This is a genomic window from Bacillus sp. Leaf49, assembly GCF_001426125.1.
Taxonomy (GTDB): domain Bacteria; phylum Bacillota; class Bacilli; order Bacillales; family Bacillaceae; genus Bacillus; species Bacillus altitudinis.
Map to the genome: position 1 here is coordinate 1 of NZ_LMRK01000021.1, position 23,297 is coordinate 23,297.

General features: G+C 40.0%; 25 protein-coding genes. 9 read left to right on the forward strand and 16 right to left on the reverse strand.

The features are described 5' to 3' along the window. The coding region (locus ASG46_RS13115) for a transposase (RefSeq protein WP_200939623.1) at positions 1-532 on the forward strand (532 nt) is incomplete at its 5' end. A 107-nt stretch (positions 533-639) separates the two neighbouring features. Here ASG46_RS13115 and pyc read toward each other — a convergent pair. The 4 genes from pyc to glsA all read right to left on the reverse strand — a co-directional run bounded on the left by pyc (position 640) and on the right by glsA (position 6,921). After that, complete coding sequence (pyc, locus tag ASG46_RS13120) at positions 640-4,086, reverse strand: pyruvate carboxylase (protein WP_056704799.1); 3,447 nt, start codon at positions 4,084-4,086, stop codon at positions 640-642. 79 nt (positions 4,087-4,165) lie between these two features. Then, complete coding sequence (gene ftsW, locus ASG46_RS13125; protein WP_008345051.1) at positions 4,166-5,377, reverse strand: putative lipid II flippase FtsW; 1,212 nt, start codon at positions 5,375-5,377, stop codon at positions 4,166-4,168. 210 nt (positions 5,378-5,587) lie between these two features. Next, entirely contained in the window at positions 5,588-5,869 is a 282-nt protein-coding gene (locus ASG46_RS13130; RefSeq protein ID WP_003212509.1) for a YlaN family protein, read from the reverse strand. 122 nt (positions 5,870-5,991) lie between these two features. Beyond that, positions 5,992-6,921 (reverse strand): glutaminase A, encoded by a 930-nt coding sequence (gene glsA, locus ASG46_RS13135; protein WP_035392166.1) that lies wholly within the window; start codon positions 6,919-6,921, stop codon positions 5,992-5,994. A 120-nt stretch (positions 6,922-7,041) separates the two neighbouring features. On the opposite strand from glsA, the gene ASG46_RS13140 reads away from it, so the two are divergent. Continuing rightward, positions 7,042-7,524, forward strand: coding sequence for a hypothetical protein (locus ASG46_RS13140; protein WP_008345056.1), 483 nt, complete (start codon positions 7,042-7,044; stop codon positions 7,522-7,524). A gap of 15 nt (positions 7,525-7,539) precedes the next feature. On the opposite strand, the gene ASG46_RS13145 is transcribed toward ASG46_RS13140, so the two are convergent. Next, positions 7,540-8,862 (reverse strand): PhoH family protein, encoded by a 1,323-nt coding sequence (locus ASG46_RS13145; RefSeq protein ID WP_025207279.1) that lies wholly within the window; start codon positions 8,860-8,862, stop codon positions 7,540-7,542. A gap of 140 nt (positions 8,863-9,002) precedes the next feature. Between ASG46_RS13145 and ASG46_RS13150 the strand changes: the two genes are divergently transcribed. Continuing rightward, positions 9,003-9,620, forward strand: a complete 618-nt coding sequence (locus ASG46_RS13150; protein WP_041507353.1) for a YhcN/YlaJ family sporulation lipoprotein — start codon at positions 9,003-9,005, stop codon at positions 9,618-9,620. Between the two features lie 105 nt (positions 9,621-9,725). Next, the gene (locus tag ASG46_RS13155; protein ID WP_008345063.1) at positions 9,726-9,956 is read left to right on the forward strand and encodes a YlaI family protein; all 231 of its coding nucleotides are present in this window, start codon (positions 9,726-9,728) and stop codon (positions 9,954-9,956) included. 29 nt (positions 9,957-9,985) lie between these two features. Here the strand turns inward: ASG46_RS13155 and ASG46_RS13160 are convergent, their stop codons facing one another. Further along, on the reverse strand, positions 9,986-10,267 hold the full coding sequence (locus ASG46_RS13160) for a YlaH-like family protein (RefSeq protein WP_045034298.1): 282 nt from the start codon (positions 10,265-10,267) through the stop codon (positions 9,986-9,988). 96 nt (positions 10,268-10,363) lie between these two features. After that, positions 10,364-12,202, reverse strand: coding sequence for a translational GTPase TypA (gene typA, locus ASG46_RS13165; RefSeq protein ID WP_008345068.1), 1,839 nt, complete (start codon positions 12,200-12,202; stop codon positions 10,364-10,366). Between the two features lie 113 nt (positions 12,203-12,315). Here typA and ASG46_RS13170 point away from each other — a divergent pair, with 113 nt between their 5' ends. Then, the gene (locus ASG46_RS13170) at positions 12,316-12,495 is read left to right on the forward strand and encodes a DUF5325 family protein (protein WP_008345070.1); all 180 of its coding nucleotides are present in this window, start codon (positions 12,316-12,318) and stop codon (positions 12,493-12,495) included. A 273-nt stretch (positions 12,496-12,768) separates the two neighbouring features. Next, positions 12,769-13,404 carry a hypothetical protein gene (locus tag ASG46_RS13175; protein ID WP_017359387.1) on the forward strand — a complete coding sequence of 212 codons (636 nt, stop codon included), beginning with the start codon at positions 12,769-12,771 and terminating at the stop codon, positions 13,402-13,404. Between the two features lie 44 nt (positions 13,405-13,448). On the opposite strand, the gene ASG46_RS13180 is transcribed toward ASG46_RS13175, so the two are convergent. The 6 genes from ASG46_RS13180 to ASG46_RS13205 all read right to left on the reverse strand — a co-directional run bounded on the left by ASG46_RS13180 (position 13,449) and on the right by ASG46_RS13205 (position 17,675). Beyond that, positions 13,449-13,742, reverse strand: a complete 294-nt coding sequence (locus tag ASG46_RS13180; protein ID WP_008345075.1) for an anti-sigma factor family protein — start codon at positions 13,740-13,742, stop codon at positions 13,449-13,451. After that, positions 13,739-14,257 (reverse strand): RNA polymerase sigma factor, encoded by a 519-nt coding sequence (locus ASG46_RS13185; RefSeq protein ID WP_046344970.1) that lies wholly within the window; start codon positions 14,255-14,257, stop codon positions 13,739-13,741. Before ASG46_RS13185 ends, ASG46_RS13180 begins: the two co-directional genes overlap by 4 nt. Continuing rightward, entirely contained in the window at positions 14,257-14,520 is a 264-nt protein-coding gene (locus ASG46_RS13190; protein ID WP_046343461.1) for a hypothetical protein, read from the reverse strand. Before ASG46_RS13190 ends, ASG46_RS13185 begins: the two co-directional genes overlap by 1 nt. Then, positions 14,510-16,363: a hypothetical protein gene (locus ASG46_RS13195; RefSeq protein WP_235562240.1), complete on the reverse strand. Its 1,854-nt coding sequence runs from the start codon at positions 16,361-16,363 to the stop codon at positions 14,510-14,512. The genes ASG46_RS13190 and ASG46_RS13195 overlap by 11 nt, the downstream gene beginning before the upstream one ends. Before the next feature lie 183 nt (positions 16,364-16,546). Further along, positions 16,547-17,353: an inositol monophosphatase family protein gene (locus ASG46_RS13200; RefSeq protein ID WP_056704803.1), complete on the reverse strand. Its 807-nt coding sequence runs from the start codon at positions 17,351-17,353 to the stop codon at positions 16,547-16,549. Positions 17,354-17,486: 133 nt separating this feature from the next. Next, positions 17,487-17,675, reverse strand: a complete 189-nt coding sequence (locus ASG46_RS13205; RefSeq protein ID WP_008345085.1) for a hypothetical protein — start codon at positions 17,673-17,675, stop codon at positions 17,487-17,489. A 287-nt stretch (positions 17,676-17,962) separates the two neighbouring features. Between ASG46_RS13205 and ASG46_RS13210 the strand changes: the two genes are divergently transcribed. Further along, positions 17,963-18,598, forward strand: a complete 636-nt coding sequence (locus ASG46_RS13210; RefSeq protein ID WP_008345087.1) for a DUF1054 domain-containing protein — start codon at positions 17,963-17,965, stop codon at positions 18,596-18,598. Between the two features lie 226 nt (positions 18,599-18,824). On the opposite strand, the gene ASG46_RS13215 is transcribed toward ASG46_RS13210, so the two are convergent. Next, positions 18,825-19,094 carry a UPF0223 family protein gene (locus ASG46_RS13215; protein ID WP_056704806.1) on the reverse strand — a complete coding sequence of 90 codons (270 nt, stop codon included), beginning with the start codon at positions 19,092-19,094 and terminating at the stop codon, positions 18,825-18,827. Between the two features lie 190 nt (positions 19,095-19,284). Here ASG46_RS13215 and ASG46_RS13220 point away from each other — a divergent pair, with 190 nt between their 5' ends. Next, complete coding sequence (locus tag ASG46_RS13220) at positions 19,285-20,757, forward strand: aminotransferase class I/II-fold pyridoxal phosphate-dependent enzyme (protein WP_135008947.1); 1,473 nt, start codon at positions 19,285-19,287, stop codon at positions 20,755-20,757. 43 nt (positions 20,758-20,800) lie between these two features. Here ASG46_RS13220 and ASG46_RS20620 read toward each other — a convergent pair whose 3' ends face one another. After that, positions 20,801-20,920, reverse strand: a complete 120-nt coding sequence (locus tag ASG46_RS20620; protein WP_003212464.1) for a GapA-binding peptide SR1P — start codon at positions 20,918-20,920, stop codon at positions 20,801-20,803. A gap of 316 nt (positions 20,921-21,236) precedes the next feature. Here ASG46_RS20620 and ASG46_RS13225 point away from each other — a divergent pair, with 316 nt between their 5' ends. Beyond that, positions 21,237-21,617, forward strand: coding sequence for a hypothetical protein (locus ASG46_RS13225; RefSeq protein ID WP_223255627.1), 381 nt, complete (start codon positions 21,237-21,239; stop codon positions 21,615-21,617). Positions 21,618-21,880: 263 nt separating this feature from the next. Here ASG46_RS13225 and lpdA read toward each other — a convergent pair whose 3' ends face one another. After that, the gene (gene lpdA / locus ASG46_RS13230) at positions 21,881-23,293 is read right to left on the reverse strand and encodes a dihydrolipoyl dehydrogenase (RefSeq protein ID WP_003211097.1); all 1,413 of its coding nucleotides are present in this window, start codon (positions 23,291-23,293) and stop codon (positions 21,881-21,883) included. Positions 23,294-23,297 lie beyond the last annotated feature (4 nt).

Below are 23,297 nucleotides of genomic sequence, written 5' to 3' on the forward strand. Positions count from 1 at the left end.
AGGATATAAAACACCTTACATCGCTAAGTTTTTAATGGATCAAGAAATAAGACCTGTCATGCCTTACACTCGTCCAAGAACAAAAGCTGGTTACTTGAAAAAGAATGAATACGTATATGACGCACATTTTGATTGTTACATTTGCCCAAACGGGCAAATTCTTTCTTATCGTACAACGACTAGAGAGGGATATAAGCAATATGCGTCCGATTCAGAGGTATGTAAATCCTGCTCGTTTCTAGATAACTGTACACAAAGTCAAAATCACACCAAACAGATTCACCGACATATTTGGCAGGACTACCTAGACAAAGCAGATCATCTGAGACTCACTGAAATGAATAAGGACATCTATGCAAAACGGAAAGAAACAATAGAACGCGTTTTTGCGGATGCAAAAGAAAAGCATGGTATGCGTTGGACGAAACTTCGAGGACTCAAAAAAGTTTCAATGCAGGCGATGCTTACTTTCGCTGCCATGAATCTTAAAAAGCTAGCAAACTGGACATGGAAAGAGCCATGTCCAGCGTAAAACACATAATGTTTTTATCAAAAAATGTGAAAACCCCACTTTTACTTGATGTAAAGGTGGGGTTTGTCTACGGTCTGAGACACATCCAAATGGATGTGTCTCACTCATTATTCAGGCTTTAAGACAATCAACAGATCTCCAGTTTGAATCCCTTCTCCATTCGTGACATGAATTTCATCCACGACTGCTGAGAACGGTGCTTGTACCGTCGTTTCCATTTTCATCGCTTCATTGATCATCAAATGCTCACCTTGAGAAATTTTCTGTCCTTTTTCAACAAGTACTTTGATCACAGTGCCTGGCATCGATGCCGCAATGTGATTTGGATTTGAGCGATCTGCCTTCATTTTTTCTTGAACGGAGGATTTGATGCTTTCATCCTTAATGACCACTTCACGCGGCTGTCCATTCAGTTCAAAGTAAAGCACTCTTGTAGCGTCCGGATTCGGTTCTCCAATGGACACGAGTTTGACAATGAGGGTTTTCCCTTTTTCAATTTCTACCTCAATTTCTTCACCAAGTCTCATGCCGTAGAAGAAGGTAGGTGTGTCAAGAACAGAGATATCTCCATAGCTTTCTGCTGTTTGAACAAATTCAGAAAAGACTTTCGGGTATAAAGCATATGCAATGGCATCTTGTTCTGTCAACGTCAGATCATGTGATTCTTTGAACTGCTTTTTGATCTCTTCAAAATCCACAGGCTTCAGTTTCTCACCCGGTCTGACAGTAAGCGGCTCCTCCCCTTTTAAAATCAGCTTTTGCAGCTTTTCTGGGAATCCGCCATGAGGCTGTCCTAAATAGCCTTTAAACAATTCAACAACCGAATCTGGGAAATCCAGTGTTGCTCCTTTTTCATAAACATCCTCTTCTGTCAGATCGTTTTGCACCATATAAAGTGCCATATCTCCGACCACTTTAGAAGACGGTGTCACTTTCACAATGTCACCAAACATGTCATTTACACGTCTGTACATTTCTTTTACTTCATTCCAGCGTTCGCCAAGGCCGACACCTTTCGCCTGCTGCTGCAGGTTACTATACTGACCGCCAGGCATTTCATGCTCATAAATTTCTGTATGCGGTGAATTCATTCCGCTTTCAAACTCATGGTAATATTTTCTGACGGAATCCCAATATTGAGAAAGACGTTCAACCGCTTGAACATTCATTTCGGGCTTTCTTTCATGTCCGTCTAAAGCATAATATAATGAGCTCGCACTTGGTTGTGATGTGAGCCCCGCCATAGAGCTGACTGCAACATCAACAATATCAACACCTGCATCAATCGCTCTTGCATAGGTGAAGAGTCCATTTCCACTCGTATCGTGTGTATGAAGATGGATTGGAATCGTGAGCTCGTCTTTTAGAGCAGATACAAGTTCATAAGCCGCCTGCGGTTTTAATAATCCCGCCATATCTTTAATGCCTAAAATATGAGCGCCTGCGGATTCAAGCTCCTTCGCAAGAGAGACATAATATTTCAAATCATATTTCGGACGTGATGGATCAAGAATATCACCTGTATAACAAATCGCTGCCTCTGCCACTTTGCCTGATTCACGAACAGAATCAATGGCAAGCGTCATGCCTTTGACCCAGTTTAGGCTGTCAAAAATACGGAAGACGTCAATGCCTGCCTCTGCCGATTCCTTTACAAATGCTTTAATCACATTATCCGCATAGTTTGTATATCCGACAGCGTTTGATGATCTTAATAGCATTTGGAACAAAGTGTTTGGCACTTCTTGACGAAGCTCTTTCAATCTTTCCCAAGGATCTTCTTTCAAGAAACGATATGCCACATCAAATGTAGCGCCGCCCCACATTTCCATACTGAATAACTCTGGCCATAAACCTGCTGTTGGCTGCGCAACTTTCTTTAAGTCGTGTGTTCTAAAGCGTGTTGCAAGCAGGGATTGATGTGCGTCTCTAAAGGTTGTATCCGTTAAAAGTACACCGCTTTGCTCTTTCACCCAATTGGCGAGCCCCTCAGGTCCATGCTTGTCTAACAATTGTTTTGTTCCAGAAGGAATCGTTTCATGGACAGCAAGTTTCGGCACATTTGGTTTATCAAAATGAGGCTTCTTATTTTCCGAAATACCAGGGAACCCATTAATGGTAACGTTACCAATATAAGTAAGCATTTTCGTTCCACGGTCTTTTTGCTTAGGGAAGTTAAATAGCTCAGGTGTTGAATCAATAAACGATGTATCATATTCCCCTCTTAGAAACTTCTCGTGCTTTGCGACGTTTTCAAGAAACGGGATATTTGTTTTAATGCCGCGAATCCTGAATTCTTGTAAATTTCGGACCATTTTAGCCGCAGCTTGATCAAATGTAAGTGCCCAAGTAGACAGCTTGACCAACAGTGAATCGTAATAAGGTGTAATCACCGCACCTTGGAAGCTGTTCCCTGTATCAAGACGTACACCAAAACCACCGCCTGAACGGTAAGCCATGATTTTTCCTGTATCTGGCATGAAGTCATTCAAAGGATCTTCTGTTGTGACCCTTGATTGAATGGCAAATCCATGTGTAAAGATATCTTCTTGTTTTGGTATCCCGACTTCTTTGCTGTGAAGGTCATGTCCTTTTGCGACAAGAATTTGGGTTTGGACGATATCGACACCTGTGATCATTTCTGTGATCGTGTGTTCCACTTGGACCCTAGGATTGACTTCAATAAAATAAAACTCCCCATTTGCCACTAGGAATTCTACAGTCCCTGCATTGATATACGATACATTCTGCGCCAGCTGAACAGCCGCTTCACAGATGTCTTCACGCAATTGATTAGAAAGAGACACACTTGGTGCAACCTCAATGACTTTTTGATGACGCCTTTGAACAGAGCAGTCACGCTCATATAAATGAATGATATTGCCGTGATTGTCTCCAATCACCTGCACTTCAATATGTTTCGGATTTTCAATCAGCTTTTCAACGTATACTTCGTCATTTCCAAAAGCCGCTTTCGCCTCTGACTTTGCACGGTCATAGGCTTCGTTCAGCTCCTCTTTTGATCTGACAATCCGCATACCTCGGCCGCCGCCTCCAAGTGAAGCTTTAATAATAAACGGGTAACCATATTCTTCACCGAATTTTTCGACTTCTTTGACCGAATCAACTGGCCCGTCACTTCCTGGAATGACTGGAATTCCAGCTTTTTTCGCTTCATCTCTCGCTTTTACTTTATCTCCAAACATATCTAAATGTTGAGAAGTTGGGCCGATGAATTGGATGCCTTCCTCTTCGCATCGTCTTGCAAAATGAATGTTTTCAGATAAAAATCCGTATCCTGGATGAATCGCATCCACGTCATTTCGTTTTGCAATTTCGATGATCCCCTCGATATCAAGGTAGGCATCAATCGGCTTTTTACCTTCTCCAACTAGATATGCTTCATCGGCTTTATAGCGATGATAAGAGCCCGAGTCTTCTTTGGAGTAAATGGCCACTGTACGTAAGTTGAGCTCCGTACAGGCCCTAAAGACTCTGATAGCGATTTCCCCTCTGTTTGCAACTAGAACCTTTTGAATTGTTCTCTGTGACATTCTCACTCCTCCATATCCCTTAAAATTTTATATGTACTCTATAATAAAGGAAGAAATGAAAACTGTACACTTTTGTTTTCTAAAGATTCAAAGTTTTCTGCAATCCATTTTTTTGAATCGATGGTTTGCTGATTGATTTTTTCTTTTTATAACGCTCTTTATATTCAGTGAACATGCTGATATTCAGCAATATTCCCATACATCCACTCAGTAAAATGATAGAGGATCCCCCGTAGCTGATAAACGGAAGTGTAACCCCAGTGATCGGAATGAGCCCTGAAACACCGCCCAAATTAATACACGTTTGGATGGCAATCATTGAAGAAATTCCTATTGCAAGCAAACTTCCAAACGGATCTTCACACTTTCTCGCAATGTAAAAACCTTTCACGACAATAAAGCCAAGGAGAGCAAGGACAAAAAATACACCGAAAAAACCAAGCTCTTCCGAGATAATTGCCATGATAAAATCTGTATGCGGTTCTGGAAGGTATCCATACTTTTGTACACTCTCTCCAAGACCAAGACCAAAAAAGCCGCCTGATCCAATCGCATAATATGAATTAATCAATTGATGCCCAGAAGCGCCTGCGTCTTTAAATGGATCTTGGAAACTCTCAAAACGTCCAAGACGATTCTGCGTGAAAATTTTATCCCAAAAAAGAATAATAAACGGTGTCACAACAACCATCACCGCACTAAATAAAGCGAGCAGCTTGGCCAGCGTTTTACCGCTAAACCCTGAGCATAAAATCATCGCAAGGGCAATCATACCAATGATAAAAGCTGTCCCATAGTCTGGCTGCAAAATAATAAATCCGCATAGGATGGAGACAACCACAATTGGAGGTGTAACCCCTCTTAAAATATGGTCAATATAATGCTGCTTCTTTGCATAGACAGCAGCAAGATAAATGATGACAACGATCTTCACGAATTCCGCTGGCTGAAGACTAAAAGGCCCAAATTTGATCCAACTTCTAGCATTCCCTGCAATGTGACCGCCAAAGTACACATAAATGAGAGAAAACACAGATAGCAAAAGCATCACAATTTGGAATCTTTTATTTAAGAGCAGCTGATACGGAATGAGGGCTGTAAAAATCAAGATGACCGCCCCGACAATCATAAATAAAAGCTGTTTCTTGAAAAAATTATCTGGCGCAGCATCATATCTGATCACAGATGTAATCATACTTGAGCTATACACCATCACCAAGCCGAATGCGCTAATTAATATAATGGCGAACAATAATGAGTAGTCATACGATTTTAGCATTCTCTTTAACATATAATCCTCTTCCTAACGTCTATTTCTACTGCTTGATATTCTCTTCTCTTAGCTGTTCTTATTCTACTACATTTTCTCCGTTTGATCCCGTTTTACCTCTTTATATTGTTCGTCTTTCATGAGACAATCAAGTCCGTTTGGCATCAATCAAAATAAAAAGGCGGACAAAAAAACTCAAACTTATGTTGTGGAAGTTTGAGTTTTCAATCATTATTTTTTTGTGAACGCATCATGAAGTGCGGATAGTTCTCTCTCAAGTTTATCGAGTAGTTTTTTGCCTTCATGTTGATCAACTAATCCAAGCCGGACAGCGAAATCAATTTCTCTCGATAATCCGAACATTTGAGTATCTAAAACCTCTTCATAAAGAGGACATTGCGGCATCGTTAAGTTGTCCATTTGCACTTGGATCAATTTTAAAATTTTATCTGCATCCAATTTTAATAAAGCCAGTGCTTTTTGCCGATGATCGACTAAAATTTCTGACGCCAAAAGTATCCCTCCGTTCCCCAGGCGAGTACCTAATTCTTCTATTTATCATAAAGCGAAACGCCCAAAATTGCAAGCAGATTTGTACAGTTCGCTCTGTAAAAATAAAAAGAAGCCATTCGTTATTAAAAGATACTCATCTCATATTTTTCACTCATGAGCTCAAGCAGCTTAATACCCGCAATACTATTCCCTTTTTCATCCAAAGCAGGCCCGAATATACCTATCCCAAAGTCGTATGGCGCCGCCCCCATAATTCCGCCTGAAACACCACTTTTAGCAGGGATTCCGATATTGATCGCAAATTCCCCGCTCGCATTGTACATACCGCATGTGACCATAAACGTTTTACAAATTCTAGCGACATCTTTCGAAAGGATTTGCTTTCCTGTCTCTGGATGCCTGCCATCTAATGAAAAAACACACGCGATCTTCGCCAAATCCAGGCTGTTCATCATGACGGCGCACTGCTTCGTATAGACATCCATCACCTCTTCTACATTCCCTTTAATGATATGATATTGCTTCATATAATAGCACATTGCGCGGTTAATCATTGATGTTTCAAATTCGGATGCAGCGGTTTCTTTGCAATATGTAATGGTGGTGTCATTGGCAAGCTCTCTAATAAAACCAAGCAGCCGGTTCAGCTGATCTTGCGGCGTTGCCCCTCTTATTAAACTTGTAACGGCAAGCGCTCCTGCATTAATCATTGGGTTAAGCGGCTTATTTGGGCTTGCTGTCTCTAGTTTAATCATCGAATTAAACGGGTCGCCAGTCGGTTCTTGTCCAACATATTGAAACACTTTTTTCGGTCCTTCTTCTGAGAGCACGAGCGCCAGTGCTAATACTTTTGAAATACTTTGCAGGGTGAATCGTTTATCAACATTTCCTGCTGAGTGGCACGTATTACTCACATGATAAACAGCGACAGATAAATCCGATTGATCCGCTTTACCGAGTGCCGGAATATAGGATGCTACCTTTCCATTTTTGGCCACCTTTTTTGCCTCTTCTACAAATCGCTGAAGCTCTTCATTGTCACGACATGCCATGCCCAAAATCCTCCCTATTTTTCGTCTAATCGTAGTTTGTACAAGGAGGTGCATGTTTATGAAAGTGACAAAGCGGGCGAAAACTTCTATAATTTATGTTGGAAAGGGGTTGTCTTGAACATGAGCATTATTCAAATCAAGGGGAACGTACAATACAAGATCACCATTGATCCGAGTGTATGGATTTTTGATGACCGTAAATTTTTAATGGATTCATTTTTTGAGAAAAGTGCAGCAAACGAAGAGCAGCAGCTAGATCAGGAGCTTGATCAAGAGCGGGTCATAAGAGAAGGTCAAACACTTCCACCCACATTAAAAACAGAGAAAAAGTACGAAAAAGAAAGACTTGTCACAGGCAGCTTCGGGATGAAACTTGGCGACATGATAAAAAATGCAGAACCGCTCGAACAAGCAGAGACGTGTGAATTTGTCACAGAAACAGAAACAATTGCTGTTCCGCTCTCTAAGGCGATGGATAGCATTGCCCATTTCAGCCAAAATGGAAAACCTATAACAGAAGAAGGACCAATCCACGTTTATTTCGAGGATCAGTCCAACATCACTCAGCCGATTAAAGGCGTCAAAGAGTTAATCATTACATAAGATGGCGGGTCTGGACTATAATAAATCAGCTGCAAGCTGTGCAAGTCCAGACCTTTCTCCTTTGACAAGCTTGACATGTCCAGATATTTGCTGCCCTTTGAAACGCTCAATGACATATGTGAGCCCATTATTTAAGCTGTCTAAATAAGGGTGATCAATCTGCTCTGGGTCTCCCATCAGCACAATTTTACTTCCCTCACCAACCCGCGTTAATAATGTTTTTACTTCGTGTTTTGTTAAATTTTGCGCCTCATCGATAATGATAAATTGATCAGGGATACTTCTCCCGCGAATATACGTTAAAGCTTCCACTTGAATTGAACCGATGCCCGCTAGTATCGCATCGAGTTCACCAGGTTTTTTTGTGTTAAATAAAAATTCTAGGTTGTCATAGATCGGCTGCATCCACGGTCTGAGCTTCTCTTCTTTTTCGCCTGGCAAATACCCTAAGTCCTTACCGACAGGAACAATGGAGCGGGCCACGATGAGCTTTTTAAACATGCCGAGGTCCTCTGTCTGCATTAATCCAGCAGCAAGTGCAAGCAGTGTCTTTCCTGTTCCCGCTTTTCCGATAAGTGTCACAAGCGGAATATCGCGGCGTAAAAGTAACTCAAGCGCCATCGTTTGCTGGACATTTTTTGGGCGAATTCCCCAAATATGTTCTTGGTCATAAATAAGCCGTTTCACATGCTCTGCTTTTTGATCAAGCATCCCCAAAGCAGAACCACCCTCATTTCCCTTCATAATAACAAATTGATGAGGGTTTAATGGCGTTTGGGTAACGTCTTTTATCGGTAACTGATTTTGCTTATAAAATGTATTCAGCTGCTCAGTCGGAATATAGAGCTCGTGATAGCCGTTATCAATGTCTTCATTTTGTAGCACTCGATCGCTTAAGAAATCCTCTGCTTGCAGACCAATGGCATCCGCCTTTACTCGCACTAGGACATCTTTGCTGACCAAAATAACAGGCCGGCCATCCGGTTTTGTTTCTTCCTCTAGGCTCAAATTCTTCGCAACAGCCAAAATCCGGTTATCGTTTGTTTTTTCGATGAAAATTTCTTGAAGCTCATGGAAAGAGCGATGATTCAGCTCAATACGCAGCGTTCCTTTTGACTCCAGCGTAATTTTTTCATGCAGTTTCCCTTTCGATCTCAACCCGTCGATTAAACGTGAGACACGCCGTGCATTTTGCCCAACCTCGTCCATATATCTCTTCTTCGAGTCTACTTCTTCTAACACTACGGCCGGAATCACGACCTCGTTGTCTTCAAATGAAAAGATTGAATTCGGATCCTGTAATAACACATTTGTGTCTAATACATAAATTTTACTCAGGTCCTTCGCCTCCTGATCGGGGTTTCATTCATCCTTGTCTTTCCAAAAACGATTGTTAAAATATATGTTTTCATGAATAAAGTTAGAAGGTTAATTCAACAATAAAATAAATCATGCAATTTGTGAAGGAGGGAATACACATGCGACTATTTTTGACGATATTCATGGTTCAAACCATTCTTTTATTAGGCGCTTGCCAGCATCAAGAGAAGCCTTTGGCACAAGAACATCAAGACGGAAACAAGCATTTAGTAAGAGTATCAGACTCATCCAAGAAAAACACTGACAAAGCCCGCCCATCAACAGATGTAGCAAAGCACCTAGTGAATGTGACTGAGCATGTAGCAGATGTAAATGATGCAACAGCGATCGTCATCGGCAAGTATGCTGTCGTCGGCATTGATGTAAAAGATGATTTAGATAGAAGCAAAGTTGAAACCATTAAATATTCAGTCGCCAAAGCACTAAAAAATGACCCAGAAGGTGCGAATGCTGTTGTCGTCGCTGATCCAGATACAGTGAGTCGTTTAAAGGAAATGGGCAAAGAAATACAAGCTGGCAGGCCAGTAAGCGGAATTATGGACGAATTAGCAGCTATTGTGGGCCGTGTTATGCCAGAAATGCCTCGAAATGAAATCGACCGTAACGAAACAGATCCGACGAATGATCCGAATCATCAGCTCAAACAACAAGATCAAAAGCAATTAGAAAAAAACCAAAACGATCAATCAAACCATCATATGAATCAGAAGAAATAATGAGAACGGCTTATATCTATTGTGATATAAGCCTTTTTTATGCTGATTTTAAGTGGTTCAAAAAACATGCTATAATGAAGGCATGACCAAAGTGAGGTGAAAATGATGAGAGTGAAGTGCTCATTATGTGAAAAGCTTGAAACCATTAATGATGATACACTTGTTGCTAAACGGTTAAGAAATCGACCGATTCATACATATATGTGCGATGACTGCCAAGAAAGAATTAAAGTAAAGACAGAGGCACGCATCAAAACTGGCAGATTCTCTCTTTATCAAGATCCTGCGACGAAAGAGAAAAAGAAGAAAAAAGGAAAAAAAGAACAGAAGACATAAAAAAGACCTGACACAAGTTCAGGTCTTTTTTACGTACTTACTGTTCCTTCTTTTTTCGCACGATGCAGTCGTATTTTATAAATAATCAAAATGACAGCTGCCACAACCAGGCCTTCTGCGACTGGCAAGAAGATACCTAGAAATGTGAGAAACGTGCAACCAAAAATCAAAAACAAATAAATGACAAGTGCTTTTAAAATCGGTAAACGTCTAGCAAAGCCGAGTTTAAAAACAATAATCGCTAAAACAAGGATGGTGCCATATAGGAGCCACATCCCTGTTTGCGGATTTTCATCGACACGAAACAGCATCGCGAAAAAGGATAGATTCTCACTTACTTCCTGATCATTCAAAAAGATTCCCTCCCCTTATCTTTCAGGGTTCTATCTTTTTAATTCTTCATGGAATTAAGATAATCCTGCTAGCTTTTTCTTCTTCGCAGCTTTCTCACGTTCGTTTTTATCTAAAATTTTCTTTCTTAAACGGATCGATTCCGGTGTAACCTCACAGTATTCGTCTTCATTTAAGTACTCAAGAGATTCCTCAAGTGACATAATACGTGGCTTTTTCATACTAACCGTTTGATCTTTTGTCGCTGAACGTACGTTTGTTTGTTGTTTCATACGGCTTACGTTGACAACAAGATCGTTTTCACGGTTATGCTCACCAACAATCATTCCTTGGTATACTTCAACACCCGGCTCAACGAAAATCACACCGCGCTCTTCAACGCCTTGGATTCCGTAAGCAGTTGCTTTACCTGTTTCCATTGAAACAAGTACACCTTGACGGCGTCCGCCAACTTGACCAGACTGCATCGGCTGGTAGCTGTCAAACGTATGGTTCAAAATACCAAAACCACGAGTTAATGAAAGAAATTCAGTTGTATATCCGATTAAACCACGTGATGGAACTGTAAAGATCAGGCGAACTTGACCGTTACCATTATTGATCATGTCAATCATTTCACCTTTTCTTGCACCCATTGATTCCATAACAGAGCCAGTATGCTCTTCAGGTACATCAATTTGAACACGCTCTACAGGCTCACATCGAACACCATCTACTTCTTTTACAATAACTTCTGGCTTCGATACTTGCAGTTCAAATCCTTCACGTCTCATATTCTCAATCAGAATTGATAAGTGAAGCTCACCGCGTCCTGATACGACCCAAGCATCAGGTGAATCCGTTGGATCTACACGAAGACTTACGTCTGTTTGAAGCTGCTGTTCTAAACGCTCTTCAATTTTACGTGATGTCACGTACTTTCCTTCACGGCCTGCAAATGGGCTGTTATTGACAACAAATGTCATTTGAAGTGTCGGCTCATCAATACGAAGGATCGGCAAAGCCTCTTGGTGTTCTACCGGGCAGACTGTTTCTCCTACGTTGATGTCTTCCATACCAGATACTGCGACAAGATCTCCAGCTTTCGCTTCATTGATTTCCACTCGTTTTAACCCTTGGAAACCAAAAATCTTCGTCACGCGGAATTGTTTTACACTGCCATCCACTTTCATTAGAGCAACTTGCTGTCCTACTTGCATCGTTCCTCTAAATACACGGCCAATTCCAATTCTTCCAACATAATCATTGTAATCAAGTAGCGCCACTTGGAATTGAAGCGGTTCTTCATGGTTGTCGACTGGGCATGGGATATGGTTGACAATCGCTTCAAACAACGATTCCATGTTTTCATCTTGCTTACTAGCATCGTTACTTGCTGTACCATTGATTGCTGATGCATATACAACTGGGAATTCAAGCTGTTCTTCTGTTGCATCCAATTCAATGAACAAGTCAATGACTTCATCGACTACTTCAGCTGGACGAGCAAAGTCACGGTCAATTTTATTGACAACAACAATTGGTGTTAAGTTTTGCTCAAGTGCTTTTTTTAGCACGAATCGTGTTTGAGGCATACAACCTTCATATGCATCCACAACGAGAAGTACACCATCTACCATTTTCATGATACGCTCAACTTCACCACCGAAATCGGCGTGTCCTGGTGTATCTAAAATATTAATGCGTGTATCTTTATAATGGATCGCAGTATTTTTAGCTAAGATCGTAATACCGCGCTCTCGCTCTAAATCATTTGAATCCATGGCTCTCTCAGCGATATTTTCATTCGCACGGAAAGTACCAGCTTGATGGAGCAATTGGTCAACAAGCGTCGTTTTACCATGGTCAACGTGGGCAATAATTGCGATGTTGCGAAGGTCTTTTCGAAGTTTCACATTTTCATCTCCTAAAATAATTAGATAACTTTCATATTATATCACAATCCCCTTTAAATGCCGATCGTTTTTCTGTAAACTTATATTAACTCTAAAAAAAGGGATGGAGACAAATGAAACAAATCAAATGGCTTCTATTATTATGTGCATTACTTGCCGTCGTCAGTATGGCGTTTATTGGAGTGTCTGTTGCAGAAAAAAGCATACTGGGAACATGCTTAAGTATTGTGTTTGCCATGATTTTCATGGGTACAGGATTTACATTAAAACGAAAATTAAACGTACAATCATAAAATTTATGAAAAGCCTTTTACATTTTACATGTAGAAGGCTTTTATTTTGGGTAAAAACAAGACTAACCACCTATGTAACCCTAGTGATTCAACTAAAAACTTCATATAGAGTTGGCAAATATAAGCAATCTGAACTCTTCCATTTTTCGACAAGAACTTTTATAGTTCTCCAAAAACAAACACAAAGTTACATTTTTCCTATTCTTCCACAAAGTTTCTCATGGTATGCTGTTCTTGCAACAAAATTTAACAGAAAAGGGAGAGAAAAGAAGCATGAAGAAGTTTTTGAGCAAATCGCTCAGCTCTGTTGTATTTTTCGCTTTAGCTATCATTTTTACTTTCACAACAGTAGCTCCTGGGCAAGCAAGTGCTGCAACTTTCAAAGGGATTCCTTTTGAGCAGCAACAAATTATTAAAGATTTATTGGAGAAAAACGAGCGTGTTATCAGCATTCTCATCAATTCATTTGTTGAGGAAGACAACAACTACACATTTGATGTGAAAAAAGCTGTTGAGCTCGGTCTTACTGAAGAAGAAGCAGCGACTGCTGAGAAATTCTTAGATCGCGCAGCTGTTCTTACAATCGTTTTCAGTGAAAGCATCACTAAAAACGAAAAAGGAAAATTAGTTTTTGATGCAGAAAAAGCTGTTGAACTTGGTCTTACTAAAGAAGAAGCAACTAAATTCGAAAAGCTTTTCAAATCAGTGATCAGAATTGCTGATCTTGCTGGTGATGCACTTGTTCTAGACAAAAAAGGAAACGTTGTAATTGATTCTAAAATCGCTAAAGGTCTTGGATTCAGCTCTACTGAATTACTTGTTTTCAACCAATTGCTTAAGAAAATTCCTCAAGAGCAATTAAAAACGTTCTATGATGCAGTTCAAATTGCTAAAGAAAAATTGAACTAAGCTCAAAAAACCCCCATCCGGTTCATCCAGATGGGGGTTCTTTCTTATATCCAATAGATCAAGAGCATGATGAGATAGACGATACTAAAAACGATACTTGCTCGTAATAACAGTTTTCCATAGTAGCGCTTTTCAAACTTTCTTTTTTCTTCTTTTTCATCTATGAACGGTATAAAATCTGTTGACTTTGCAATAGAGACTGGTTCTTTCATTTCTTCATATAGATGAAGGCATTTTTTGCATGAACGTAAGTGCTCATTCACTAATTGATTTGTTTCTTCACTCGTGTCCCCTTCTATATAAAGCGGTAATAGTTCTTCAATCAAATAACAGCTCATTTGTTGAACTCCTCACAATATAGCTTTCGTTTCAGCTCTAATCTTGCTCGATGAAGGGTTGTCTTTACTTTAGATAAGGTCCAATTCAAAATTTCCGCTACTTCTTCATACGATAATTCCTGAATATCTCTTAAAATGAGGACTTCTCGGTAAGAATCCTTCAATTGATTGATCTGGCTCCACAGCCTTTGAATATCAGCTTGAGTTTCTAAATGGTCTTCAGGTGTCATGAATATCTGCTGCTCTAAAAAATCAGCTTTTTCTACATCCGTAAAAGTTCGTTTTACTTTTCGGCGATAGTCGTTGACAAACGTATGATAAGCAATGGTGTAAAGCCATGTTTTAATGCTTGAATGTCCTTTAAAAGAGGATAATCCATGCAGTGCCTTGATAAATACATCCTGCGCAAGATCCTTGGCTGTTTCGACATTTCCCGTTCTGCGATATAAATATTTGGTGATTTCCTGAAAATATTCTTCATATATTTTTTCAATTTGATTGGTCGGTCTAGACATCAAAAATAAAACCACACAGTCATCCAAATTGATAATACGATAAAAAAGAAGTATAACGAAGAAATAAACCACTTCATGCGTTTTAATTCGAGATAATCGCTCTGATCCTCAGTGTGGGCAGGAGCAAACTCGTTTCCCTTAAAAGAATGCTGAAACTGCTTTTCATGCGCCTTCATCCAGTTAGAAGCCTCTTCTCCAAGCTCCCCTTCCTGATACAATTCATATAAGTCTTGAAAGATGGCTTTTTTTTCTTTATCTGTCAAAACGTTGCACCTCTTTTGTTCGTCCATTTACTTCATATATTTTCCGCTCATTCGATCCGAAAGTTTGAATGATCACAAACCACGAAATGCTCATTTTCCCATCTTTGTCGATCATCCTCACCGGCTTGATTTGTTTTTTATAGATGGCATAAGGTTCATACTTTTTGAGGACTTGCTGATAGACTTCATCACGTTCTTGATTCGATACCGTATGCGGTAAAGAAGAGTCTGATTGCCAATTCAACGCAATTCCATCGGCATCTCTCGTCACATGAAGTAAATGGGATGACCCGTTAAAAGTATATTGTTTGTGTTCACGAGATCCTGTTTCTGTCTTCACGTCTTTTGACTGTTCCCCTATCATTTCCAACAAATCTTCGTCACTGATATTTCCTTTTTTCTGTTGAAGAATCGCTTTTGATAGCTGTATTTTTAGCAATTCTTTCGTTGAACCATTAAACACAAATGTAGATTGATCGGCTGTCTTTACCTCCACTTCATGCTGCCACTGAAAATAAAAGCCATCAACGTCTGTAATCTGATAATCTGTTGGCTGTAAATTTAGTTTTTTATAGATACGATTTATTTTCGTTTTCATTTCTTTGTTTGTTAAATTGATCCCGTCTATATCCTTTAATTGAAAGATGGCGTTCCCATATTGCGCTTGTCGAAGCGTCTCTTTTTTCCATGTGGCAAACGCTAGGCTCTCATCTTTATTCTGAGACATTTTTGGCAAAAGAAGAACGCTTGTCTCCCCGTCTTCTTTTTCGACGACGATATGAATGCGGTCTAGATCAACGGATCGGCCGCTTCTTTCAAAAAATTCAATGGTTTTTTCCCTATATTCTTTATCGGTCAAATGCTGACCCTTTGCGCGACCATGATAAAAATAGCTGTTTAATTCACCTGTAAACGCAGAAACATTCACTTCATATTGATCGGCTGCAAACACATAGTTATAAGAGATCGGCTGTTTATAAGTCGTTGAATATAATGTAGTGTCCGATGGTACAAACTTTGAAGCGAATGCTTTTGCACTTGCTTCAGATAAAGGGCGATATTCTTCTGAGAAAGTATCTGTCAGTTCCGTTTTAGTAAATTGAAACATGATATGTGGGAGATTTAGGACCGGGTTTAGCATTAGCATAAAAAAGACGACAATTCCCCAAGCACCCCACTTTCTCAACTTCACCTTGTTTTGTAGTAACGCACATAACAAATGTAATGTCATAAAGCTTCCTGCGGCCGCTACTAAAATCACAATGGATTTAAACGAAGATTGCAGCTCATGCTTCGAGATAGAAGGATAAAAAATATACAGCAGCGCAGCGAAAATCAGGCCATAGAAAAACAGCAATTCTTTCCACTTCTGATGCCAAAACAAACGAAAGAATAGGTAAAGTACCAAAGCGGCAAAGCCAATCATAAGCAAAATGATGATCAAATCTCTCCATACCAGCTCCGTATCACCGCTGAGAAAGAACTTTTTGCTTTCAACTAACACAATAAATACCGTTTGACATAAAGGCAGAAGTAACACAGATAAATCAAACGCAAAAAACATGCCCCTATTTTTTAAATAAGGAAGAGAAATCACATAAAAAAGTGATGCAAGCAAGACATAACCATAGATGAGAAATTGCATGAAATCTGTCAGCACTTCAAATGTTTCGATCGTATACTGTCTAGCTAGCACTTGGTGGATCATCTCAAGTGTCATACTCCCTAGCAGAACTACTCTTAATATGATTCCAGCATAAAATACATAACTACTCTTCTTTTCTTTCCATATGGGAAGTGTAATAAAAAGGACAAATAGTCCAAGCACACACCATTGAATCATGTGGATACTGTACTCATTTAAAATAAAAAACCTTTCAAAATGGAGGGATAAATCACTAAACAAATCAAACATCGCTACACAATCCTTTACTTCAAATTAAGGCCTCGTTCGTATAGACATTTGACTTGTTAAAAAGTTTCATCAAATACAAAAAATCACTTCATTCTCATGAAGTGATGTTGTTTATTGTTTATTTCCGCTTCCCTTTATGTAATCATGCAAGATTTTTTCACAGACGGATCGATTTCCAGCAACAATGCTATTTTTCTCTAGAAACGTCAAGCGTTCTCCGTGAATATTCGAGTAAACAGCGCCTACCTCATCAAGTAACACACATCCAGCCGCATAATCCCAAGGCGCTAGCCTTAACGTGACATATGCGTCGCTTCTTCCGCTTGCAATATAAGCTAGTTCAAGTGCAGCTGACCCAATCGTTCGTGTTCCTCTCACATCGCGTACGAGACGGGCAAACGGCTTAGCGTCAAAATGAGGGCTTTCAATCGCCCATGTTGGGTTAATGCCGACAATGGCTTTTTCAATGGCGACATCTTTTAAAGGCGGGAGTAAGGTATCGTTCATATACGCCCCTTCTCCTTTGACTGCATGATAGAGCTCGTCATGGATGACGTCATAAATAAGGCCGATTTTCCCCACACCATGTTCAAATATCCCAATTGAAATGGCAAAATTTCGTTTTTGATGGATAAAGTTCATGGTGCCATCAATTGGATCAATGATCCATACTATCCCGTCTAGAGAGGTCACTTCTTCCCCTTGACCCTCTTCTCCTAAAATATGATGATCTGAAAATGTCGACTGTATCTTTTCAATGAAGAAACGTTCTGTTTCTTTATCGATGTTTGTGACAAGATCATTTGGATTTGATTTCGTTTCAATTGATAGACCTTCCTGCATGGATGCTTTAATGCGGCTACCCGCTTCTTTTACCCAAAGCTTTGCAAGTCGGTCAATTTCCACCCAGTTTGTCATCGGACTGTAAACCTCTTTTCTATGTAGTACCTATTTGTATTAGCATACTGATATTATGTACGTAAAAGCAAGAAAAAAGCAGCTTCATACAAAAACGAACCGATGAATTGGTTCGTTTTTACCTCACCTTGTTTTACCCTTGAAGCTGCTCCCACTCTTTTCTTAGGCGCTCAAGCTTTCGTTTGCTGCGTTCTACCTGGATATCATCTTTTTGCTCGATGGCTTCATGAAGCGTAGAAAGCTCATAATCAACCTCTAATCTCCACACAGCGATGCGATTCTTCTTCTCTTGTCTATACCCATGCTTCACGATTTGCTTCACTGGTCAACGCCCCTTCCAGAGAATGATTCATTCCTTGTCAGTTTTCATTGATAAAAAATACAATCGATAAGAGAAATGGTTCTTGCTTATATCGTATGAAGCGATCGCATAACCGCAACGACATTCTGAAAATTGTGTTTTTACCTATTTGTTATGTACCACAAAATCGAAGTTTTTAAACGCCGAACCAAGATCCCTGCTATCTTTCTCTTTAAAGTGCATCTTTTTTTGAGCTTGACCCAAGCTATGATAAAATATGATCAGCAAAAAGATACAGGAGGCATAACATGAGTGAAATGCGTTTTAGAGATGAAGATTTTGAAACATTCACAGTAGACGGTTTAGATGAACGTATGACCGTATTAAAAGAGAGAGTCCGTCCAAAGCTTGAAGCACTTGGTGAACATTTTGCACCGCTTCTTTCTTCTATTACAGGTGACGAAATGTTTGTCCACGTGGCAAAACATGCAAGAAGATCAGTCAACCCGCCAAATGACACTTGGGTGGCTTTCGCTAACAGTAAGCGTGGGTATAAAAAGCTCCCTCATTTTCAAATTGGGCTTTGGAAAACTCATGTATTTGTATGGTTTGCGCTCATTTATGAATCTCCAGTGAAAGGTGAATATGGGCAACTATTCGAAAAAGAGCTGGACACGATCCAAAAGAAAATACCGCAAGACTTTGTTTGGTCTAAGGATCATATGAAACCGGACGTCCTCCGCCACAGCGAACTTGATGCTGAACAGCTGAGAACACTATTTGAACGTGTTCAAACAGTCAAAAAGGCCGAACTCCTTTGCGGCATCCAGCTTCCTAGAGAAGAAGTTGTTCAAATGAATAATGAAGAATTCTTATCAAAAATTGAAGATGCCTTCCGCACAGTAACTTATCTATACCGCTTTACACAAAAAGAATCTGTATAAAAAAACGAGCCTATATTGGCTCGTTTCAGATTGTTGACAAAGGGCTAAAATGAACTTTATTTTAGCCCTTTGTCTTCTTTTCAGCGTGATAGAAAACCTTTGCAGTCTAGGAAGGACAGCTACTTGCGCGGAGCGAATTTGTCATTCGTGAGCACCAGCGCGCAGGACTGACAACGAATGCGAGGGTTTGTCTACACGCTGAAACGAGCCTATATTGGCTCGTTTTTTACATCCGTATCATAGCTGCTTCTTCAGCCTCTCTTGCACTTTTTACTGTGCGATAAGGGGAATACCCACTTCCCTTTTCAAACGCCGCACAATGCGTCTTTTCTTCTGCTTTTGATGGTACAACTTCTTTAAATCGTTTATAAGCCTCTAGTAATGCTTGTTTCGCAATTCCTGTTTCATAGGCTTTTTCAACGGCTTGAAAAAATGAAATGACCGCCATCTTTTCTTCAGTTGTCCAGTCGACGTCCATTGGATATTGATATTCCATTTACTTGTCCCTCACTTTAATCCACATTTCTTATTTGAACTTTTATTATAGCATCTGTTTGATCAGAATCCGATTGATTTTATGCTTTACATTCCGATCAGTTCATAATATAATTCTTTTGTTTTATGCAATGAAATCTGCTGTTATTGGGATAATAATAGCAGGTATTTCGATGAAGGTGGGAAAGCAATTGTCACAACATGATACACCCTTATACACTGGACTAAAAAAACACGCTTCAACCAATCCAGTCCAATTTCACATTCCAGGCCATAAAAAAGGAGCCGGAATGGATCCTGAATTTAGAGCATTCATTGGAGACAATGCATTAAGCATTGACCTTATTAATATAGAACCTCTTGATGATTTACATTCGCCTCGAGGAATGATCAAAGAAGCACAGGAGCTTGCAGCAGAAGCATTTGGTGCCGACCATACGTTTTTCTCTATACAAGGAACAAGCGGCGCGATCATGACAATGGTGATGACCGTCTGTGGCCCTGGAGACAAAATTATTGTTCCACGTAATGTCCATAAGTCGATTATGTCTGCTATTGTATTTTCTGGTGCAGTACCTGTTTTTATTCACCCGGAAATTGACAAAGAGCTTGGCATCTCTCATGGCATCACGCCAGAGTCAGCTAAAAGAGCGCTGACTAAACATCCAGATGCGAAAGGGCTGCTTGTAATTAACCCAACGTATTTTGGCATTTCAGCTGATTTAAAAACCATTGTAGAGATTGCTCATTCATATGACGTACCTGTTCTTGTAGATGAGGCACATGGTGTGCATATTCATTTTCACGATGAGCTTCCATTGTCTGCGATGCAGGCGGGAGCTGATATGGCAGCAACAAGTGTGCATAAACTTGGCGGCTCTCTCACCCAAAGCTCGATTTTAAATATAAAAGAAGGGCTTGTTTCAAAGGATCGAGTACAATCTATTTTAAGCATGCTGACAACTACGTCTACTTCTTATTTGCTTTTAGCCTCCCTGGATGTCGCTAGAAAGCGATTAGCGACTGAAGGAAAGGCACTTGCAGATGAAGCCATTCGATTAGCTGAATCAGCAAGAACTCGTTTAAACGAAATTGAAGGTATTACTTGTATTGGTCAAGAAATTCTCGGTTCACCTTCTACTTACGATTATGACCCAACAAAATTAATCATCTCCATTAAAGACCTTGGACTCAATGGCCATGATGTGGAGAAATGGCTGAGAGAAAGCTACCGAATTGAAGTAGAGCTCTCTGACCTATACAATATTTTATGTATCGTGACGCCTGGCGATTGTGATGAGACGATTGATACGCTTGTAACGGCTATGAAGGAAATTGCGGCCACCTCTGCACGTCAAAGCGGCAAACAAGCCGTGACAGAAGTGTTATTGCCTGAGATCCCTTCGCTTGCGATGACGCCGCGTGACGCTTTTTACGCAACAACGGAAGTCATTCCATTTAAAGAAGCGGCTGGCCGGATCATTGCAGAATTTGTCATGGTTTATCCGCCTGGTATTCCTATTTTTATACCAGGAGAAATTATCACAGAAGAAAATATCTCCTATATCTTTAAAAATATCGAAATCGGTCTTCCTGTTCAAGGACCTGAAGATTCCACACTAGATATGATTCGTGTCATTAAAGAACAAAAAGCCATTTTATAAAAAAGAAACATGCAGCCCCAATTGGAGCTGCATGCTTTTTTATTTATTCAGAGGCTTCATCACAGCAATGACAGTGACCACATGTTCCATAAAGTGTTGTCACTTTTTCATTTTCAAATTGATCAATGGTTTCATTGCAATCTTGACAAATAATTGTACCCACGTACATTCCCCTTTTCTTTACTCAAAGTTTGAAAGCGTTTAATCTATTTCATATCTCTATAATATGATGTCACATTTAAGTTGTCAACGGTTAATTGTATGACACATTTAATCATTTTTTATAAAAATATGCTTTTTTCTCATCATATTGAGGAAACGTTTCAAATGTATTTTGCTTCATATCAATTCTGTAACAATTGAGTAACAATCGAAAATTGTCAAAAAGGACGTGATACACTAGAGTGACTAACAGGGAACTGGCTCCTAAAAATGTTGGTACAACCCCAAAGGATTTTGAGGTGAATAGATTGAATTTTATGAGGACCCTTCTCATTATATTCCCTATGCTCTTTGTACTTAGTTCATGCTCATTTGCGTATATCATACCGAATCAGACAGACCAGGTCAGTCATATTCAAAAGCCGAGAATTCTCTTTTTTACTGATGCAGAAAATCTTGATAAAGAAAGTCCTTATTATGACGCAGTGCTCGATTTAAAAAATGAATATCCGAAGGAAATGTCCAAGATGATTGTCAAAGAAGATCGTAAAGGCTGGAAAAATGAAGTAGACGAACTGCCGGCTATTTTACTTGTCAATAATGAAAAAGTCATTGTGAAGGTGGAAGGTAATGTCCGAAGTAAAGAGGATATCTTATCACCCATATGCCAAGCATTAGATCGAGTGAATACAAATTAACGGTTCGACTTTGCACTTATATATCCATATGAAAAAAACCCTCAGCTCATGAGGGTTTTTCGTTTTCAGCGAGTTTTCACATACATAAAAATACCCTCTCCGTGTGGAGAGGGCTTCAGCGTGTAGACAAACCCTCGCATTCTTTGTCAGTCCTGCGTGCTGGTGCTCACGAATGTCAAATTCGCTCCGCTCCAGTACTCGTCCTTCCTAGACTTTGTCAACAATCTGAAACCCTCTCCTTGTGGAGAGGGTTTCAACGTTCATTATTTTACGATATGGATTGGGCTTCCGATTGCTACTTCAGCCGTTTCCATTGTGATTTCACCTAAAGTTGGGTGAGCGTGAATTGTCATTGCGATATCTTCAGCTGTCACACCAGCTTCAATTGCAAGGCTAAGCTCTGAAATCATATCAGAAGCACCAACACCTGCGATTTGTGCACCGATCACAAGACCATCCTCTTTACGAGTGATCATTTTCATGAAGCCATCAGTTGCATCAAGAGAAAGTGCACGTCCGTTTGCTGCGAATGGGAATTTCGCTGCAACGATGTCGATTCCTTCTTCTTTTGCTTCTGCTTCAGTGTATCCAACAGTTGCAAGTTCTGGCTCAGAGAATACAACAGCAGGAATACCAAGGTAATCAATTTCAGCTGGCTCTCCAGCGATTGCTTCAGCAGCAATTTTACCTTCGTAAGAAGCTTTGTGTGCAAGTGGTGGTCCATCAACGATGTCACCAATTGCATAGATGTTTGAAACGCTTGTACGGCATTGTTTGTCAGTTTTGACAACTCCGCGGTCTGTCAATTCAACACCAACTTGCTCAAGACCAAGCTCATCTGTGTTTGGACGACGACCAACAGTCACAAGTACGTAGTCAGCATCGACAGTTTTTTCTTCACCTTTTACTTCGAAAGTAACAGTGACACCGTCAGATTTTTCTTCAACGCCTTTTGCAAGAGCGTTTGTGTGAATTTCAACGTTTCCTTTTTTCTTCAGGTTACGTTTCACTAATGAGCTCATTTGCTTTTCAAAACCTGGAAGGATTTCGTCTCCACCTTCAAGGATGACAACTTCTGTTCCAAAGTTCGCATAAGCAGTACCAAGCTCAGTACCGATGTATCCACCACCGATGACAACTAACTTTTTAGGTACTTCTTTAAGCGCTAAAGCACCAGTTGAGTTAATCACGCGGTCTGTGTATTTAAATGTAGGCAATTCGATTGGACGAGATCCAGTTGCAAGAATTGCATTTTTAAATGTATAAGTCTGCGCTGAATTTTCATCCATGACACGTACAGAGTTGCTGTCTACGAAATAAGCTTCACCTTTGACGATGTCTACTTTATTTCCTTTTAGAAGACCTTGAACTCCACCTGTTAATTTGTTGACAACAGAAGCTTTCCACTCTTGAACTTTTGTGAAATCAACTGTTACGTTTTCAGCTTTGATACCCATGTCTTCAGAATGCTTTGCATTCTCGAAACGATGTCCAGCATTGATCAATGCTTTTGAAGGGATACAGCCGACGTTTAGACATACGCCGCCAAGTGTTCCTTTTTCAACGATTGTTACTTTTTGTCCTAGCTGTGCAGCACGAATAGCAGCTACATATCCACCAGGACCTGCACCGATGACAAGAGTATCTGTTTCGATTGGGAAATCTCCTACTACCATGAAT

Excerpts from the sequence above, each read along its gene's own strand:
- pyc (WP_056704799.1), bottom strand. The coding sequence starts at position 4,086 with ATGTCACAGAGAACAATTCAAAAGGTTCTAGTTGCAAACAGAGGGGAA.
- ftsW (WP_008345051.1), bottom strand. The coding sequence starts at position 5,377 with ATGTTAAAGAGAATGCTAAAATCGTATGACTACTCATTATTGTTCGCC.
- glsA (WP_035392166.1), bottom strand. The coding sequence starts at position 6,921 with ATGGCATGTCGTGACAATGAAGAGCTTCAGCGATTTGTAGAAGAGGCA.
- ASG46_RS13140 (WP_008345056.1), top strand. The coding sequence starts at position 7,042 with ATGAGCATTATTCAAATCAAGGGGAACGTACAATACAAGATCACCATT.
- ASG46_RS13150 (WP_041507353.1), top strand. The coding sequence starts at position 9,003 with ATGCGACTATTTTTGACGATATTCATGGTTCAAACCATTCTTTTATTA.
- ASG46_RS13155 (WP_008345063.1), top strand. The coding sequence starts at position 9,726 with ATGAGAGTGAAGTGCTCATTATGTGAAAAGCTTGAAACCATTAATGAT.
- ASG46_RS13160 (WP_045034298.1), bottom strand. The coding sequence starts at position 10,267 with ATGCTGTTTCGTGTCGATGAAAATCCGCAAACAGGGATGTGGCTCCTA.
- ASG46_RS13170 (WP_008345070.1), top strand. The coding sequence starts at position 12,316 with ATGAAACAAATCAAATGGCTTCTATTATTATGTGCATTACTTGCCGTC.
- ASG46_RS13175 (WP_017359387.1), top strand. The coding sequence starts at position 12,769 with ATGAAGAAGTTTTTGAGCAAATCGCTCAGCTCTGTTGTATTTTTCGCT.
- ASG46_RS13180 (WP_008345075.1), bottom strand. The coding sequence starts at position 13,742 with ATGAGCTGTTATTTGATTGAAGAACTATTACCGCTTTATATAGAAGGG.
- ASG46_RS13185 (WP_046344970.1), bottom strand. The coding sequence starts at position 14,257 with ATGTCTAGACCGACCAATCAAATTGAAAAAATATATGAAGAATATTTT.
- ASG46_RS13195 (WP_235562240.1), bottom strand. The coding sequence starts at position 16,363 with ATGATTCAATGGTGTGTGCTTGGACTATTTGTCCTTTTTATTACACTT.
- ASG46_RS13200 (WP_056704803.1), bottom strand. The coding sequence starts at position 17,353 with ATGACAAACTGGGTGGAAATTGACCGACTTGCAAAGCTTTGGGTAAAA.
- ASG46_RS13210 (WP_008345087.1), top strand. The coding sequence starts at position 17,963 with ATGAGTGAAATGCGTTTTAGAGATGAAGATTTTGAAACATTCACAGTA.
- ASG46_RS13215 (WP_056704806.1), bottom strand. The coding sequence starts at position 19,094 with ATGGAATATCAATATCCAATGGACGTCGACTGGACAACTGAAGAAAAG.
- ASG46_RS13225 (WP_223255627.1), top strand. The coding sequence starts at position 21,237 with ATGAGGACCCTTCTCATTATATTCCCTATGCTCTTTGTACTTAGTTCA.
- lpdA (WP_003211097.1), bottom strand. The coding sequence starts at position 23,293 with ATGGTAGTAGGAGATTTCCCAATCGAAACAGATACTCTTGTCATCGGT.